Origin of the sequence: Megalodesulfovibrio gigas DSM 1382 = ATCC 19364 (assembly GCF_000468495.1) — a bacterium.
GTDB lineage: Bacteria > Desulfobacterota > Desulfovibrionia > Desulfovibrionales > Desulfovibrionaceae > Megalodesulfovibrio > Megalodesulfovibrio gigas.
Genome location: NC_022444.1, coordinates 655363 through 670505 on the forward strand (window position 1 = coordinate 655363; position 15143 = coordinate 670505).

Here is a 15143-nt window from a genome sequence, read left to right on the forward strand (position 1 = left end):
GGCTGAAGGGCCGCCCGGACGTTCCGCCCCGCTGCGGAAGGTCCATCAAGCCCGACGAGACAGGGGATCTGAACGCTGAACCCGCATCAACGGAGCACGACAATGGAACCTGTGGTATTGAGACAAACCGGGTCCTGGACGGCCGCGGACATTCATACTCCCATCAGCCTGTTCCTGGGCCTGGTGGGATCCAAGCAGGGCCTGCTGCTGGAAAGCGCCGAGGTGGACGGCCGCCTGGGCCGCTATTCGGTCATCGCCTGGAACTACCGGCTGCGCCTTACCTGCAAAAACGGCCTGCTGGAAGTGGCCTGCCGCGACAATCGCCTGGAAGGCCTGAAAAAATTCGAAGGCATGCCCTATCTGGAGGGCCTGCGCACGGTGATGCAGCACATCCGCATCGAGCCTGACGCCGAGTTCGCAGACCTGCCGCCCATCTGCCGCGGCCTGTACGGCTACTTCGGGTATGCCACGGCCCGGTTGTTTGAACCCAAGCTGGAATCCCTCATCCCTGTGGAGGCGGCGGAATCCACTCTGGTGCTGCCCGGGCATGTGGCGCTCTTCGACCACCTCTTCGGCAAGCTGTGCATCCTCAGCGTGGTGGAAGGCGTGAAGGTGGAACTGGATTCCCAGTACGTCAACCGCCGTCAGGATATTCCCGTCCACGGCCCCATCATGAACATGCCCGAGGAAGTGGCCTACAAAAAAGGCGTGCTGCGGGCCAAGGAACTCATCACCCAGGGCGAATGCATCCAGGTGGTGCTCTCCACACGCTTTCAGGCCTCCTTCTCCGGGGAACCTTTTGTGCTGTACCGGCGGCTGCGGCAGATCAACCCCTCGCCGTACATGTTCTTCCTGCGGCTGCCCAAGGTGGCGGTGTTCGGCTCCTCCCCGGAAATGCTGGTGCGCTGCGACAACGGCCGCCTGACCACCTGCCCCATCGCCGGCACGCGCCCCCGCGGCGCCACCGAGGCCGAAGACAAGCGCCTGGCCGAAGAACTGCTGGCAGACCCCAAGGAACGCGCCGAACACGTAATGCTGGTGGACCTGGGCCGCAACGACCTGGGCCGCATCGCCACGCCCGGCAGCGTGCAGGTGGATCGCAGCATGGAAGTGGAACGCTTCTCCCACGTGATGCACATGACCTCCTACGTCTCCGCGCAACTGGCCCAGGGCAAGGACAGCCTGGACGTGCTGGCCAGCTGCTTCCCGGCCGGCACCGTCTCCGGTGCGCCCAAGGTGCGGGCCATGGAGATCATCGCCGAGCTGGAAGGCATTGCCCGCGGGCCATACGCCGGGGCCATCGGCTGGTTCGGGCTGGACAAGGATCGTGTGGACATGGATACAGGCATCCTCATCCGCTCCTTCTGGGTACGCGACGGCCTCGTCCAATGGCAGACCGGCGCCGGCCTGGTCTACGATTCCGATCCGGACAAGGAATGGCAGGAGTGCCACAACAAGGCCCGCGCCCAGCAAGCCGCCCTGGCCGGCGAAGGAGTGCAGCATGTTCTTGCTCATCGATAATTTCGATTCGTTTACCTACAATCTCGTCCAGGCGTTTCAGAAGATCGGCCTGGAGCCCACGGTGGTGCGCAACGACCGTCCCGAGCTGCTGGATCTGGCCACCTCGCCCGAGGTGGAGATGGTCTGCATCTCTCCCGGCCCCAGCCACCCGATAAACGCCGGGCTGTGCCTGCAATTCCTGGAGCGTCTGCCCAGGACCACGCCCGTGCTCGGGGTCTGCCTGGGACACCAGATCCTCGGGCACTTCGCCGGGGCCACGGTGAACGTGGGACACCGCATCATGCATGGCAAGACGTCGCCCATCCGGCACAACGACAAGGGCCTCTTCGCCGGGCTGCCCAACCCCTTCGAGGTGGGCCGCTACCACTCCCTGCTGGTGCGGGCCGAGGAAGCGCCGGCGCTGCTGGAAGTGACGGCCACCACGGACGAGGGCGAGGTCATGGGCCTCAGATACAAGGATCGTCCCTGGGCCGGGGTGCAGTTTCACCCGGAATCCATCCTCACCCCGGATGGCCCGCAACTGCTGGCCAACTTCCCCAAACAGCTTCTGGCGGAGTAGTGCAGATGTCCATCACTATTGCAGAAATCCTGGATGCCCTGGCCGGGGGGGCGACGCTTTCCCGCCACGAGGCCGATGCCGCCTTCGGCATGCTCATGGCCGGCCAGCTCACCCCCACCCAGACCGGGGCCCTGCTCATGGGCCTGCGGGCCAAGGGCGAGACGGCGGAAGAAGTGGCCGCCGCCGTGGACGCCGCCCTGGCCCAGGCCAACATGGTGGCCAAACGCGCCGACTATCCCGTGCTGGTGGATACCTGCGGCACCGGCGGCGACCACAGCTGCTCCTTCAACTGCTCCACGGCCGTGGCTCTCTGTATGGCCGCCCTGGGGTATCCCGTGGCCAAGCACGGCAACCGCTCCATGACCGGCAACTGCGGCTCGGCCGACGTGCTGGAGGGCATGGGCATGGAGTTGCTGGCCGATGCGGAGCTGGCTGCCGCCCAGCTGGACGAACGCGGCTTCGTATTCCTCTTTGCCCCCAACTTCCACCCCGCCTTCAGGCACGTCATGCCGGCGCGCCGGGAGATGGGCATCCGCACCGTGTTCAATTTGATGGGTCCCCTGCTCAACCCGGCCCGACCCAGCCACCAGCTGGTGGGCGTGGCCCGGCCCGAGCTCATGGAGCTGATGGCCGAAACCCTGGCCCTGTCCGGCGTGGCCCGCGCCGCCGTGGTCTGCGGCAGCGGCGGGGAGGCGGGCAAACGCTGGGATGAGCTGACCACCTTCGGCCCGGCCCTGGTCACCTGGGTGGTGGAAGGCGATCTGGCCCACACCGAGCTGGACCCGCAGGACTTCGACTTCCCGGCCTACACCCCGGCCGAGGTGGCCATCAAAAACCGCGAAGAAGGCGTGGCCCGCATGCGCGAGGTGCTGGCCGGCAAGGGCCCCAAGGCCATGCAGGACATGTGCGCCCTGAATCTGGGCGTCACCCTGCACCTGGCCGACGAGGAATCCACCCTGGGCGATTGCATGGACAAGGCCCGCGGCGTCATCGCCTCGGGCGTGGCCGCCCAGTACCTGCGGGAGCGGTTCGGATGCTAGCGCGCTTCCGCCAAGCCCAGGAGCCGGGCATTGCCCGACTCAGGACCCTGGCTGCGGCCGGCGCATTGCCACCGGCCCGGCCCGGCCCGCGATTGTCCCTGGCTGCGGTGCTGGCTGCGCCGCCCCTGGCCGTCATTGCCGAATACAAACGGGCCTCGCCGTCCAAGGGGCCCATCAACCTTGCCCTGTCCCCCGAGGACGTGGCGGAGCAGTACGCCCGCGGCGGGGCCTCGGCCATCTCCGTACTCACGGAGGAGCAGCACTTCCAGGGCTCCCTGCAGTTCCTGGAGCGCATGGCCAACGCCACCGGCCTCGGCCTGCCGCTTCTGCGCAAGGACTTCCTGCTCGATCCCCTGCAACTGGTGGAGACCGCGGCCACCCCGGCGGCGGCAGCGCTGGTCATCGTGCGCATGTTCGAGACCGATGACGCCCTGGCCGGCATGCTGCGCACGGCCGAGTCCCTGGGGGTGGAGGCGGTGGTGGAGATCTTCGACGAGACGGATCTGCGCCGCGCCAGAACCGCCATGGGCACCCTGGAGCAGGCGGCCACGCCGCGCATCATCCAGGTGAACAACCGGGATCTGGACACCTTGCGCATGGATATGGACACCTCCGCCCGTCTGGCGGCCTTCCGGCAGCCGGGCGAGTTGTGGATCAGCGCCTCCGGCATGTCCCGCCCCGGGGACCTTGCCCAGATGCGAGCACTTCGGTACGACGGCGTTCTGGTCGGTTCGTCCCTCATGGCCGCGCCGGATCCAGGATCCGCCCTGCATGAACTGCTCTCGGAGGTCCGCCCGTGATGTACGAAAGCTCCCCCTGCGCCTGTGCTTGTGGCGACGTGCTGGTCAAGGTCTGCGGCATCACCCGTCAGGAAGATGCCGACGCGGCCATCGCCATCAACGCGTCCCTGCTGGGATTCATCTTCCACCCCGCCAGCCCCAGGGCGATGACGCCGGCCAAGGCCAGGGCCATCTGCACCGGGGAGCGCATGCGTGTGGGAGTCTTCGTCAATCAAACCCCCGGCGAAATCCTGGACATCATGGACGACGCCCGCCTGCACCTGGCCCAGCTGCACGGCGACCAGGACGAAGCCTGTTGCCTGGCCCTGGGCCGGCAGCGGGTGATGCGCGCCTTCTGGCCCGAACGCCACGCCAACCTGGCGGACTTTGAGGCCGAGCTGGCCCGCTTTGCCCCGTTCTGCCGCTTCTTCCTGTTCGACGCCGGCGCGTCTGGCGGCGGGCACGGGAAGTCCCTGGACTGGGCGGCCCTGGGCCGGCTCAAATCGCCCCGGAGCTGGTTTCTGGCCGGGGGGCTTTCGCCGGACAACGTGCGGCAGGCCGTGGACGCCTGCAACCCCGACGGCGTGGACCTCAATTCCGGGGTGGAAGCTGCCCCCGGGATCAAGGACCCCGCCAAACTTGCCGCCGCGCGCGAGGCCCTCTGCGCGCCGGCTTCCAACAAAACAACCTGATTCGTCATCAGATAAAGGCATTGTCATGACCACTTCCGCCCCCCTGCGCGCCGGCTGGTTCGGCGACTTCGGCGGCCAGTTCGTGCCCGAACTGCTCATGCCGCCCCTGCACGAGCTTGAGGAGGCCTACGCCACCATCGCCGCCTCTCCCGCCTTCAAGGAGGAGCTGGCCGGGTTGATGACCGATTATGTCGGCCGGCCCACGTCCCTGTATCGGTGCAGGACCCTGTCCAAGGAACTCGGCATCAATCTGTGGCTCAAGCGCGAGGATCTCGCCCATACGGGCGCCCATAAAATCAACAACACCCTGGGGCAGGCCCTGCTGACCAAGCACATGGGCAAGACCGTGCTCATGGCCGAAACCGGCGCCGGGCAGCACGGCGTGGCCACCGCCACGGCCGCGGCCATGCTGGGCCTGGAATGCCTGGTGTTCATGGGCGCCACGGACGTGGTGCGTCAGGCCCACAACGTGCGCCGCATGGAACTGCTGGGCGCCACGGTGCATCCCGTGCAGTCCGGCACCCAGACCCTCAAGGACGCCATCAACGCCGCCCTGCGGTACTGGATTGCCGAACAGGCCACCACGCACTACTGCATCGGCTCCGTCGTGGGGCCGCATCCGTTCCCCATCATCGTGCGGGATTTCCAACGCTGCATCGGCGACGAGATGCGCGCCCAGTTCCGCGCCAAGATCGGCCGCCTGCCGGATTACGTCGTGGCCTGCTGCGGCGGCGGCTCCAACGCCATGGGCACCTTCTATCCCTACATCGAGGACGAGGGCGTGCAGCTGGTGGGCGTGGAAGCCGCCGGCACCGGTGACCCCGGCTGCTACCACTCCGCCACCCTGACCCAGGGCACGAACGGCGTGCTCCACGGCACCCGCACCAAGCTACTGCAGACCGAGGACGGGCAGATCCTGCCCTCGCACTCCGTGGCCCCCGGGCTGGACTATCCCGGCGTGGGTCCCGAGCATGCCTGGCTGCAGGCCAGCGGCCGCGCCCGCTACGAATGCGTGAACGATGTGCAGGCCCTGGCGGCCTTCCATACCCTGTGCCGCGCCGAGGGCATCATCCCGGCCCTGGAAAGCTCCCACGCCCTGGCCTGGGTGCTGGAAAACAGCGCCTCCCTGCCAAAGGGCTGCCACGTGGCCGTGACGCTTTCCGGTCGTGGCGACAAGGACTTGGGCATCATCCAGGAAATCCAGGAAACGCAAAGGAAGCAGGCATGAGCGCCCCCTCCAGACTCGAAGCGGCCATCCGTGCCGCCACCGCCACCGGTCGTCCCGCGTTGATTCCCTTCCTCCCCGCCGGCTATCCAGACAAGGACCGCTTCTGGACCGAGCTGGCCGCCCTGGACGCACACGGGGCAGACGTCATCGAAATCGGCGTGCCCTTCTCCGATCCCGTGGCCGACGGCCCCGTGGTGGAGGCCGCCTCCCTGGAATGCCTGGAGGCCGGCGTCACCCTGGCCTGGATCCTGGCGGAGCTCAAGGCCCGCGCCGCCGCCGGCACGGCTCCCAAGGCCCCCCTGGTGCTCATGGGCTACGCCAACCCGTTCCTGCAATACGGCCTGGCGGCCCTGGCCGCGGACGCCGCCGCCGGTGGCGTGGCCGGGATGATCATCCCTGATCTGCCCTATGAAGAACGCGGCCCGTTCCAGGACGCCCTGGCCGCGGCCGGCGTGGACCTCATCCCCCTCATCGGCCTGAACACCAGCCCCGAGCGCATGCGGCTCTATGCAGACAACGCCCGCGGCTTCGCCTATCTGGTGAGTGTCATGGGAGTGACGGGCGAGCGCGACACCCTGCCGGAGCCGGTCAAGGCCCAACTGGCCGTGGCCCGGGAGATCTTCCCCGTGCCCGTGGCCCTGGGCTTCGGCATCAGCCGGCCGGAGCAGCTGCAGGATTTGCCGGCGGACGCAGCCATCTTCGGCAGCGCCCTGATCCGCCACATCAAAGCCGGTGGCGACGCCGCCGGCTTCATGGCCAGATGGCAGTAACCGCTTGAAATAAAAGGGGCGGCGCATCGTGCATGATGCGCCGCCCCTGAATGCCTTGCCCAACCCGCAGCCGATTGCAACTGGAGTGTGGGTCACACCTTCTTCAGCATGGACGAAAGCTGGCTGATCTTGGCCCAGCGGGCATCGGTCTTGGCCAGATAATTGTAGATCTCGCCTTCATAGCCGGACAGGCCGACCTTGAGTTCGTCCACGGACAGCACGCCGCTTTTGTCGGTATCCAGCTTGCTGAACGCTTCTTCGGAAAAGGTCACTTCATCCTGCGACAACGTACCGTCCTTGTTGGTGTCGCGCTCCTTGAGGTATTTCTGGGCAGCGACCTTGGAGGCCAGGTTGTCAAACTGGGTGGACCCGGAGGACTCCTTGCCCATGTAGCAGGACAAGGAATATTCAAGCATGCTGTGGCTGACTCGACGCATGGCGGACTCCTGCTGCGGTATCGTGCGGGTGAAAAAACTGCCCTCGCACGAGCTACATGCAGCAATCGTTCCAGCAGTCCGTGCGCACCGGCCTCACCGATACGCACGGACCCGGCAAGCGTCAGCGTGTCGCCAGCAACTCCTTGAGGCATTCGGCCAGGCGGTGGATGCCTTCCTCAATGCGCTCCGGCGTGGAATTGGAGAAATTGAGCCGCAGGGAATTGGCCGTGCCGTCCACGTAGAACGGATGTCCGGGCACAAAGGCCACCTTGCGCGCAATGGCCTTCTGGAACAGCCGTTCCGATGAGAGCCCTTCCGGCAGCTGCACCCAGAGGAACATGCCGCCCTCGGGCTCGGTGTAGCGCACTTCCTCGGGGAAGCTGGCCCGGATGGCCTGCAGCATGCACTGGCAGCGCTCGCCGTAGGCCTTGCGGATGACGGCGATGTGTGCGTCCAGATCGTTGTCCGTCAAAAATCTGTGCAGCACGCGCTGGGTGAAGATGGAGGTGTGCAGGTCCGAGGCCTGCTTGGCCGTGACCAGCTTGTGCATGAGATCCGGATCGGCCACCAGCCAGCCCACGCGCATGCCCGGGCTGGCAATCTTGGAGAAGGATCCCAGCAGCACGGTGCATGCACCCTGCGCGAAGGCCCGCAGGGGCGGCAGGGGCGTGCCGGAAAACCGCAGCTCGCCGTACGGGTTGTCCTCCACCAGCACGGTGTCGCTGCCGGCCAGCAGCCGGGCAACCTCGCGGCGGGTGGGTTCATCGTAGGTGCAGCCGGACGGGTTCTGAAAATTGGGCACGGCATAGAACAGCTTGGGCTTCTTGGCCAGGCCGGCTTCCAGCTGGGCCAGATCCACCCCTGTGGGCCCCAGGTCCACGGTGTCGAAGGCTGCGCCGAACAAGGAAAAGGCCTGGATGGCCCCCAGATAGCCGGGGCGCTCCATGAGCACGCCGTCGCCGGGGTCCAGAAACACCTTGGCCATGAGGTCCAGCCCCTGCTGCGAGCCGGTGGTGATGAGAATCTGCTCCATGGGAACGTCCAGTCCCAGGGTGTCGGCGTAGCGGCGGGCAATATATTCCCGCAAGGGCGGGTAGCCCTCGGTGATGGAATACTGCAGCACGGCGGCGCCGTTCTCGGTCAGTACGGCATGGGCGGCCTCCGCAAAGGCCTGGGAGGGGAAATGATCCGGGCTGGGCAGCCCGCCGGCAAAGGAGATGATGGCGGGATCCTGCGTGGCTTTGAGAATTTCCCGGATATAGGAGCGTTTGACGGTGGCGAGTCTGGGGGAATAGCGCACGGGGTGGCGGTCCTTGGCCGCGAACAGCAGGATGAGGGGTGAACGCCTTCCGGCATCAATAGACGGTCAGCGTGTTGCGTGGCGATGCCGTGGTGGGCGCGGCAGGCGCGCCGGGTACGGCGGGCGGCGCAGCCGGGGGCAGCCCGATTTCCATGAGTTTTGCCAGAATGGCCTCGCGCCCCATAATCCCGACATGCCGGTAGCGCACTTCGCCGGCAGCGTCATGAAACACCAGGGTGGGGATGGAGGCGACCTTGTAGGCTCTGGCGCGGGTGTCCTTGTCGATGTCCACGATGACCACCGCCGCGCGATTGCCCAGCTCCTTGGCCAGGGCCTGGACGATGGGCTTCTGCGCCTTACATGGCCCGCACCAGACAGCAGTGAAGTCCACCAACGTCACCTTGCCCCGCACCGCACAGGGCAGGGTCTGGGACCAGACGGGCTGCACCGTGCACAGCAGCAGCATTCCTGCTGCAATCAACAGACGAAACGACATGAGCAAACCTCGCAGGCACTGCAATAAACAGCAGGGGTAAGGCGCAACGGTTCGTATGTATTCCTTTCCCGCGGCGGACGCAATCCTGACGTCATGGCCGCCGATGCATCAGCCGTCGTGGCAGCCGCAGGTGTCGGGATTTTTCTCCAGCACCACGGTTTCGCCGGGAGCCATTTCCATGAGGGCGGTGTCCGGGGCGATTTCCGCCAGATGCCGGGCAAAGGCGCGGGTGTTCTTTTCCAGCACGGGGAACGTGCCCCAATGCATGGGCACCACGCGGTCGCACTGCAGCAGCTTGCAGGCATGGGCCGCCTGACGGGGATCCATGGTGAACACGCCGCCGATGGGCAGACAGGCCACGTCGATGGCGTACAGCTGGCCCCAGAGCGCCATTTCGGCAAAGATGGCCGTGTCGCCGGCGTGGTACAGGGTAAAGCCGTCCGGCAGGGTGATGATGTAGCCCACGGGCACGCCGGATTCCGAGGTGTGACAGGCCTGCACCATGGTGATGGCTGCGCCCTTGACCACCATCGTGCCGCCCAGGTTGAAGCCGATGCCGTTGACGATCTGCGCCTGCGGCACCCCCAGGTGCATGAGCTTGCCGGCCGTCTCCACCACGGCTGCCACCATGCAGCCCGAGGCCCTGGCCAGTTCCACGGTCTGGCCGATATGGTCCCCGTGATCGTGGGTGACGCAGATCAGATCCGGCGCGGCAATGCTCTCAATGGTGCTGCCGGCGCTGGGATTGCCCTCGAAGAACGGGTCGATGCAGATGTTGATGGCGGGATCGACAATCTGAAAATTGGAGTGGCCGTGCCAAGTGAGCGTGGTACGCATGGGGTCCTCCGCGCTGTGGTGTGCATGGGAATCTATGGTTGAAAAGAGCCTCTGGGGGAACCTCTTTCTGTAGAAAGGGGAACGCGGGGGAGATCCCCCTGAAAAAGCCGGCGGGCGCGTGTGTCATGTGTCAAAGCTCACGCCCAGGAACTCCTCGAAGGTGGTTTGTCCGGCCAGCACGCGTTCGGCAGCATCGCGGGTAAGGGTGCGCAAGAGGCCGCCGGCCACGGCCTTGTCGCGGATTTCCTGGGAGGACGCCCGCTGCAGCACCAGATCCCGCACGGTGTTCTCCATGGGCAGCATCTCGAACACGGCCAGCCGGCCGCGGTACCCCGTCCTGTTGCAGGCAAAGCAGCCGGCCCCGCGGAAGAACTGGATGCCGCTGTCGTAGCGGACGCCCAGCTGGGCCAGCTCCTCCCGGGTGGGGGTATACGCCGCGGCGCAGTCCGGGCAGATGCGCCGCACCAGCCGCTGCGCCATGACCAGCACCACGGTGGAGGCCACCAGAAACGGTTCGATGCCCATTTCCACAAAGCGGGTCACGGCGCCGGGGGCGTCGTTGGTGTGCAGGGTGGACAGGACCTTGTGACCGGTAAGGGCGGCCTTGATGGCGATATCCGCGGTTTCCTGGTCCCGAATCTCCCCCACCATGATGGTGTCCGGGTCCTGGCGCAGGATGGACCGCAGGCCCGAGGCAAAGGTCATCCCCGCCCTGGTGTTCAACTGCATCTGGCAGATGCCCTTGATGCGGTATTCCACGGGATCTTCCAGGGTGACGATGGAATGCTCCGGCTTGTTCATCTTTTTCAGCAGCGCATAGAGCATGGTGGACTTGCCGCTGCCCGTGGGGCCGGTGGCCAGGAGCATGCCGTGGGGCCTGCGCAGGGCAGCGTCAATTTTCCGGCGATCCGAGGACACGATATCCATGTCCTCCAGGGTCAGGGAGTGCGCGCCCTGGTCCAGCAGACGCATGACCACCTTTTCCCCGTAGATGCTCGGGGCGGTGGCGGTGCGCACGCTCACCTCGCGGTTCTGGGCGCGGTACGTGAAGCGGCCGTCCTGGGGCATGCGGGAGACGGAAATATCGATGTTCGACAGCAACTTGATGCGGGAGACCAGGGGCAGCAGCACAGACTTGGGCGGCGAGGGCACGTTCTCCAGCTTGCCATCCACCCGGAAACGGATGCCAATGCTGTCTTGCTCCGGCTGGATGTGGATGTCCGAGGCGCGCCTGTTGAGGGCCTGAACAAGGATGGAGTTCACCAGCCGCACCACCGGGGCCTCTTCGGCCATGTTCTGCAACGAGTCTACGGAGAACGTGGCCGTTTCCGCATCGCTGCGGCGCTCCTGCTCCACGGCGATGTCTTCCACATCCAGCAGCATGTCCGACTGGGCGCTGTACTTGCTGCCATACGTGGCGAAGAAGAGTTCCTCGAACTCCTGCTCCGTGCACATGACCGGTTCAATGTCATGGTTGGTGGCCTGCATCAGATCGTTGATGCTGTTGAAGTCCGTGGGATCTGTCATCCCCACCCACAACAACGATCCTTCCCGGTGCACCGGAATGGCCGAGCATTTGTGCGCCAGCTTTTCGCTGACCACGCTCGCCAGGGACGGCTCGGCGGCGAACTTGCTCTGGCGCAAGGTCTCGATGCGCAACTGCTTCGAGACGACGGCGATGATGTCTTCTTCGGTGACGATGCGATTGAAGATCAGGCACTGCCCAAGGCGCATCTTGCGGGCTTTCTGTTCCGCAAGCTGCTCCTTGAGGACGGCTTCGGTGATGAAGCCGGCCTCGATGAGCATCTCGCCCAATCGCTTCCGGCCCCCTGCATATCGGCCGGCAGGCGCGGATGTGGCGGAGGTGTTGGTCATGCACGCTTCTCGTTACAAGCAATGCCCGCTCCCGGGAACATCTGCCCCGGGCGCTGCATCCATTGAAGGGTCATGGCACCAGGTGCCGCATCCCTGCCGACATACACGGCTTCGCCGCGAAAGGCCAGCGCACCCGGCCCCCCTTATGGCGGCAGGCAACGCGGCGGAAAAACGGCTGGCGTTTTTCCGCCCGCAATGGCATCGTACGTATAATCACGCCCAACGCATCACTATTTTGCGGCAAGGAGGATGCATCCATGGAAACAATCAAAGTGGTCGGCATGTCCTGCATGCACTGCGTCAAATCCGTCACCGACACCCTGTCCAAGCTGGACGGCGTGCAGCAGGTCCAGGTGAATCTGGAAACAGGCACGGCCACCTTCGAGAACACCAAGGGCCTGCCCGCCGAGCAGATCAAGCTGGCCATCAAGATGATCGGCTTCGAGGTGGCGTAGAGCATTTTACTCTTGAAAAAGGACATTGCGAGATGGGAAACCTTTTTGCAACAGGTTCTCCCCTCTCACGCTCTCCCCTTCCAAAACTTTGATAGTGACCTTGAATCACAATAAAAAGTCTTTGGAAAGGGGGTTCGGGGGAAGAACCTTTCTTCAGAAAGGTTTTCCCCCGAGAACTCCTTTCAAAGATACCTTGCCCTATGGGAAAATGGAACCCGTGGGGGTGGATTCGGCCAGGCGCATGAACTCCTCCTGACCCATGACTTCGGTTTCCAGCAGCCGCGCCGCGATGGTGTGCAGCTGGGCGGTTCTGGCGGTCAGCAGCGCCCGGACGTGGGCTTCGCGCCCGGTCAGGATGCCCTTGACTTCCTGGTCCAGCCGGGCGGCCGTGGCCTCGGAGTATTCCCGCGGGTTCACGCCCATGCCTTCCTGGGCCAGAAACATGGATTGCCCCCGTTGCGGGAAGCTGGCCAGGCCCAGCGTCTCGCCCATGCCGTATTCCGTGACCATGGCCCGGGCAATGTCCGAGGCGCGTTGCAGGTCGTTGTGGGCGCCGGTGGTCACGTCGCCGAAGACCAGCTCCTCGGCCACCCGACCGCCCAGCAGCACATCAATGCGTGCCAACAGCTCGGTTTTGCTCAGGAGGTAGCGGTCGTCGGTGGGGCGCTGCTCGGTGTAGCCCAGGGCAGCCATCCCCCTGGGGATGATGGAAATCTTGTGGACCGGATCCGCCCCCGGCGTGGCCGCGGCCACCAGGGCGTGGCCGGTTTCGTGGTAGGCCACGATGCGCTTTTCCTTGGGATTGATGACCCGGTTCTTCTTCTCCAGGCCGCCGATGACGCGATCCACGGCCTCTTCGAAGTCGGCCATCTCCACGGCGTCTTTCTTGCGCCGCGCAGCCAGCAGGGCGGCTTCGTTGGTCACGTTGGCCAGATCAGCCCCGGAAAAACCGGGGGTGCGCTGGGCGATCTGGAGCAGGTCCACGTCCGGCGCAGTGATCACCGTGCGGGCATGCACCTTGAGGATGGCCTCGCGGCCGTGCACGTCGGGCTTGTCCACCAGCACCTGCCGGTCAAAACGGCCGGCGCGCAGCAGGGCGGGGTCCAGAATCTCCGGGCGGTTGGTGGCAGCCATGATGATGACGCCCACCCGGGCATCAAAGCCGTCCATCTCCACCAACAACTGATTCAAGGTCTGCTCGCGCTCGTCGTTGCCGGAAAAACCGCCCGGCCCACGGGACTTGCCGATGGCGTCCAGCTCGTCGATGAAGATGATGCACGGGGCCTTGTCCCGCGCCTCCTGAAAGAGATCGCGCACCCGGGCCGCGCCCACGCCCACCAGCATTTCCATGAAGTCCGAACCGGACAGGGAAAAAAACGGCGTGCGGGCCTCGCCAGCCACGGCCTTGGCCAGAAGCGTCTTGCCCGTGCCGGGGGGCCCCACCAGCAGCACGCCCTTGGGCAGGCGGCCGCCCAGACGGGTGAACACCTTGGGATTCTTGAGGAACTCGATGATCTCCTGCAGCTCTTCCTTGGCCTCGTCCGCGCCGGCCACGTCGGCAAAGCGCGTGGGGATGCTCTTTTCCATGTAGACCTTGGCCTTGCTGCGGCCCATGGAGAGCATGCCTGCGCCCGGCGTCATGCGCCGGATGATGAAGAACCAGCCCACCCCGAACACCACAATGGGGATGAGCCAGGAAACGACGTCGCGCCAGAGGGTGGATTCGATCTCCCCGCGAAACTTCACGCCGAATTTGGCCAGCTGCTGGGAAAGATCCGTCTCCACCCGCACGGTGCTGAAGATGATGGTCTCCGGCTTGGCCGGCTCGGTGGCGTTTTCCGCCGGCGGCTGACCGGAATGCCGGGGATGCATGCGGCCCTCAATGGCATCCTGGGTGATGGCCACTTCCAGGACACGATTTTCGTTGAGCGCCTGCAGAAACTCGCTGTAGGGGATGCGCTTGGGGCCGTAATAGTGCGAAATGCCGTACTGCAGCAGGTATACGCCCCAAATGGCCAGCAGCACATACCAGATGCTGAACGTGACCTTGGTGTTAAGGGGCGATTTTTTTTCCCGCGGACGCTCCTTGCCTGCCGGGGCTTTCTTGGAGGTCGGCGCGGAAGGGGTGCTGCGTGGTGGCATGCGCTGGCCCTGTGGGGTTCCTCGTGAGGGTGGCCGTATTCATGCCTGGAAATCCGATGTCCGGCAAGAAAAAAGGCGGAATGCCGAACGGTTTCAGCCCCTGCTGCGGGCCGTCAGCAGGACGATGCCCGCCAGCACCAGCAGACAGCCGGCCGCCACGGGCCAGGTCAGCGGCTCATGCAGTATCAGCACGGCGCACAACACCGCGCTGGCCGGCATAAGGCCCGTAAACACGCCCGCCGTGGCCGCATCCACCCGCACCACCCCGGCAAACCAGCACCAGTACGCCAGAATGGTCACCACCAGACCATAATAGACCACCGCCCCCCAGGCCCCGGGACCTGCCACCGCGAAGTCGAAGCGGACCGCCTCCACCACCCCCATGGGCAGGAACCACAACAGCCCGAACGCAGAGACGGCCGTGGCCGCTCCCAGGGGCGATAGCGGCTGATCCACGCCCTTGCGCATGAGCAGAAACAGGGACTCGCACAGCACCGCCGCCAGCACCAGGGCCAGACCCAGCCAGGCATCGGCCGCGCCGGCCTGCCCAGCATCCGACGCTGCCGCCGCGTCTGGCGTCATCACATTCAGGCAGGCCACCCCGGCCATGGCACACAGGATGCCGACCATACCGCGCCGGCCGGGGCGCTCGCCCAGGAACAGCCACGCCAACCCGGCCATCCAGGCAGAGGTGGACCCGGCCACCACCCCGGCCGCCGCCGGCGAGGCCCAGCGGAGCCCGTACAGCAGGAAGGTGGTGAACAGAAAGGAGCCAAAAAGCGACTGCAGACCCAGGATGCGCCAGTTGCGGCCCCGCAGCCGCGGCAGCAGCCGGCCTTCCCGCCACCACATAAGGGGCAGCAGCACGGCCAGGGCCACCACAAACCGCAGGGCCGAGGCCAGAAACACCGGCAGTTCCGCCACCATCAGCTTGCCCGCCACCACCGAGCTGCCGACGATGACCATGGCCGCCGTCAGATTGCCGTATGCCGTCCAGGGTCGTTGCATGCGC

15 protein-coding genes are annotated in these 15143 nt (G+C 65.6%); 8 read left to right on the top strand and 7 right to left on the bottom strand.

What is annotated here, in order from left to right:
* Positions 1–102 precede the first annotated feature (102 nt).
* Genes DGI_RS02850 through trpA form a run of 7 tightly spaced genes read left to right on the top strand, consistent with a single transcriptional unit; the run spans position 103 to position 6589 of the window.
* A complete protein-coding gene (locus tag DGI_RS02850; RefSeq protein ID WP_021759158.1) occupies positions 103–1521 on the top strand; it encodes an anthranilate synthase component I family protein in 1419 nt (472 codons plus the stop codon).
* A complete protein-coding gene (locus tag DGI_RS02855) occupies positions 1502–2080 on the top strand; it encodes an anthranilate synthase component II (protein ID WP_021759159.1) in 579 nt (192 codons plus the stop codon). Before DGI_RS02850 ends, DGI_RS02855 begins: the two co-directional genes overlap by 20 nt.
* Positions 2081–2085: 5 nt before the next feature.
* On the top strand, positions 2086–3120 hold the full coding sequence (gene trpD / locus DGI_RS02860; RefSeq protein ID WP_021759160.1) for an anthranilate phosphoribosyltransferase: 1035 nt from the start codon (positions 2086–2088) through the stop codon (positions 3118–3120).
* Positions 3114–3920, top strand: a complete 807-nt coding sequence (locus tag DGI_RS02865; RefSeq protein ID WP_021759161.1) for an indole-3-glycerol-phosphate synthase — start codon at positions 3114–3116, stop codon at positions 3918–3920. The genes trpD and DGI_RS02865 overlap by 7 nt, the downstream gene beginning before the upstream one ends.
* A complete protein-coding gene (locus tag DGI_RS02870; RefSeq protein ID WP_021759162.1) occupies positions 3920–4591 on the top strand; it encodes a phosphoribosylanthranilate isomerase in 672 nt (223 codons plus the stop codon). The genes DGI_RS02865 and DGI_RS02870 overlap by 1 nt, the downstream gene beginning before the upstream one ends.
* Positions 4592–4616: 25 nt before the next feature.
* The gene (trpB, locus tag DGI_RS02875; protein WP_021759163.1) at positions 4617–5819 is read left to right on the top strand and encodes a tryptophan synthase subunit beta; all 1203 of its coding nucleotides are present in this window, start codon (positions 4617–4619) and stop codon (positions 5817–5819) included.
* Positions 5816–6589, top strand: coding sequence for a tryptophan synthase subunit alpha (gene trpA / locus DGI_RS02880; protein ID WP_021759164.1), 774 nt, complete (start codon positions 5816–5818; stop codon positions 6587–6589). Before trpB ends, trpA begins: the two co-directional genes overlap by 4 nt.
* Before the next feature lie 92 nt (positions 6590–6681).
* Here the strand turns inward: trpA and DGI_RS02885 are convergent, their stop codons facing one another.
* The 5 genes from DGI_RS02885 to DGI_RS02905 all read right to left on the bottom strand — a co-directional run bounded on the left by DGI_RS02885 (position 6682) and on the right by DGI_RS02905 (position 11534).
* Complete coding sequence (locus tag DGI_RS02885; protein WP_021759165.1) at positions 6682–7026, bottom strand: EF-hand domain-containing protein; 345 nt, start codon at positions 7024–7026, stop codon at positions 6682–6684.
* A 121-nt stretch (positions 7027–7147) separates the two neighbouring features.
* Entirely contained in the window at positions 7148–8326 is a 1179-nt protein-coding gene (locus DGI_RS02890; RefSeq protein WP_021759166.1) for an aminotransferase-like domain-containing protein, read from the bottom strand.
* Between the two features lie 55 nt (positions 8327–8381).
* Complete coding sequence (locus DGI_RS02895; protein ID WP_021759167.1) at positions 8382–8822, bottom strand: thioredoxin family protein; 441 nt, start codon at positions 8820–8822, stop codon at positions 8382–8384.
* A 108-nt stretch (positions 8823–8930) separates the two neighbouring features.
* A complete protein-coding gene (locus DGI_RS02900) occupies positions 8931–9659 on the bottom strand; it encodes a metal-dependent hydrolase (protein WP_021759169.1) in 729 nt (242 codons plus the stop codon).
* A gap of 123 nt (positions 9660–9782) precedes the next feature.
* Positions 9783–11534 carry a GspE/PulE family protein gene (locus DGI_RS02905; RefSeq protein ID WP_021759171.1) on the bottom strand — a complete coding sequence of 584 codons (1752 nt, stop codon included), beginning with the start codon at positions 11532–11534 and terminating at the stop codon, positions 9783–9785.
* Between the two features lie 257 nt (positions 11535–11791).
* On the opposite strand from DGI_RS02905, the gene DGI_RS02910 reads away from it, so the two are divergent.
* Positions 11792–11989, top strand: coding sequence for a heavy-metal-associated domain-containing protein (locus tag DGI_RS02910; RefSeq protein ID WP_027192729.1), 198 nt, complete (start codon positions 11792–11794; stop codon positions 11987–11989).
* Between the two features lie 198 nt (positions 11990–12187).
* Here DGI_RS02910 and ftsH read toward each other — a convergent pair whose 3' ends face one another.
* Together ftsH and DGI_RS02920 are read right to left on the bottom strand one after the other, a co-directional pair.
* Positions 12188–14131 (bottom strand): ATP-dependent zinc metalloprotease FtsH, encoded by a 1944-nt coding sequence (ftsH, locus tag DGI_RS02915; protein ID WP_021759173.1) that lies wholly within the window; start codon positions 14129–14131, stop codon positions 12188–12190.
* Positions 14132–14224: 93 nt separating this feature from the next.
* Positions 14225–15139, bottom strand: a complete 915-nt coding sequence (locus DGI_RS02920) for a DMT family transporter (protein ID WP_021759175.1) — start codon at positions 15137–15139, stop codon at positions 14225–14227.
* Between the last annotated feature and the right edge of the window lie 4 nt (positions 15140–15143).

Bases quoted from the DNA above. Each gene is read 5' to 3' on its own strand.
- DGI_RS02900 (WP_021759169.1), bottom strand. From the start codon at position 9,659: ATGCGTACCACGCTCACTTGGCACGGCCACTCCAATTTTCAGATTGTC.
- DGI_RS02850 (WP_021759158.1), top strand. From the start codon at position 103: ATGGAACCTGTGGTATTGAGACAAACCGGGTCCTGGACGGCCGCGGAC.
- DGI_RS02870 (WP_021759162.1), top strand. From the start codon at position 3,920: ATGTACGAAAGCTCCCCCTGCGCCTGTGCTTGTGGCGACGTGCTGGTC.
- DGI_RS02895 (WP_021759167.1), bottom strand. From the start codon at position 8,822: ATGTCGTTTCGTCTGTTGATTGCAGCAGGAATGCTGCTGCTGTGCACG.
- DGI_RS02855 (WP_021759159.1), top strand. From the start codon at position 1,502: ATGTTCTTGCTCATCGATAATTTCGATTCGTTTACCTACAATCTCGTC.
- DGI_RS02920 (WP_021759175.1), bottom strand. From the start codon at position 15,139: ATGCAACGACCCTGGACGGCATACGGCAATCTGACGGCGGCCATGGTC.
- ftsH (WP_021759173.1), bottom strand. From the start codon at position 14,131: ATGCCACCACGCAGCACCCCTTCCGCGCCGACCTCCAAGAAAGCCCCG.
- trpD (WP_021759160.1), top strand. From the start codon at position 2,086: ATGTCCATCACTATTGCAGAAATCCTGGATGCCCTGGCCGGGGGGGCG.
- trpB (WP_021759163.1), top strand. From the start codon at position 4,617: ATGACCACTTCCGCCCCCCTGCGCGCCGGCTGGTTCGGCGACTTCGGC.
- DGI_RS02885 (WP_021759165.1), bottom strand. From the start codon at position 7,026: ATGCGTCGAGTCAGCCACAGCATGCTTGAATATTCCTTGTCCTGCTAC.
- DGI_RS02865 (WP_021759161.1), top strand. From the start codon at position 3,114: ATGCTAGCGCGCTTCCGCCAAGCCCAGGAGCCGGGCATTGCCCGACTC.
- trpA (WP_021759164.1), top strand. From the start codon at position 5,816: ATGAGCGCCCCCTCCAGACTCGAAGCGGCCATCCGTGCCGCCACCGCC.
- DGI_RS02910 (WP_027192729.1), top strand. From the start codon at position 11,792: ATGGAAACAATCAAAGTGGTCGGCATGTCCTGCATGCACTGCGTCAAA.
- DGI_RS02905 (WP_021759171.1), bottom strand. From the start codon at position 11,534: ATGACCAACACCTCCGCCACATCCGCGCCTGCCGGCCGATATGCAGGG.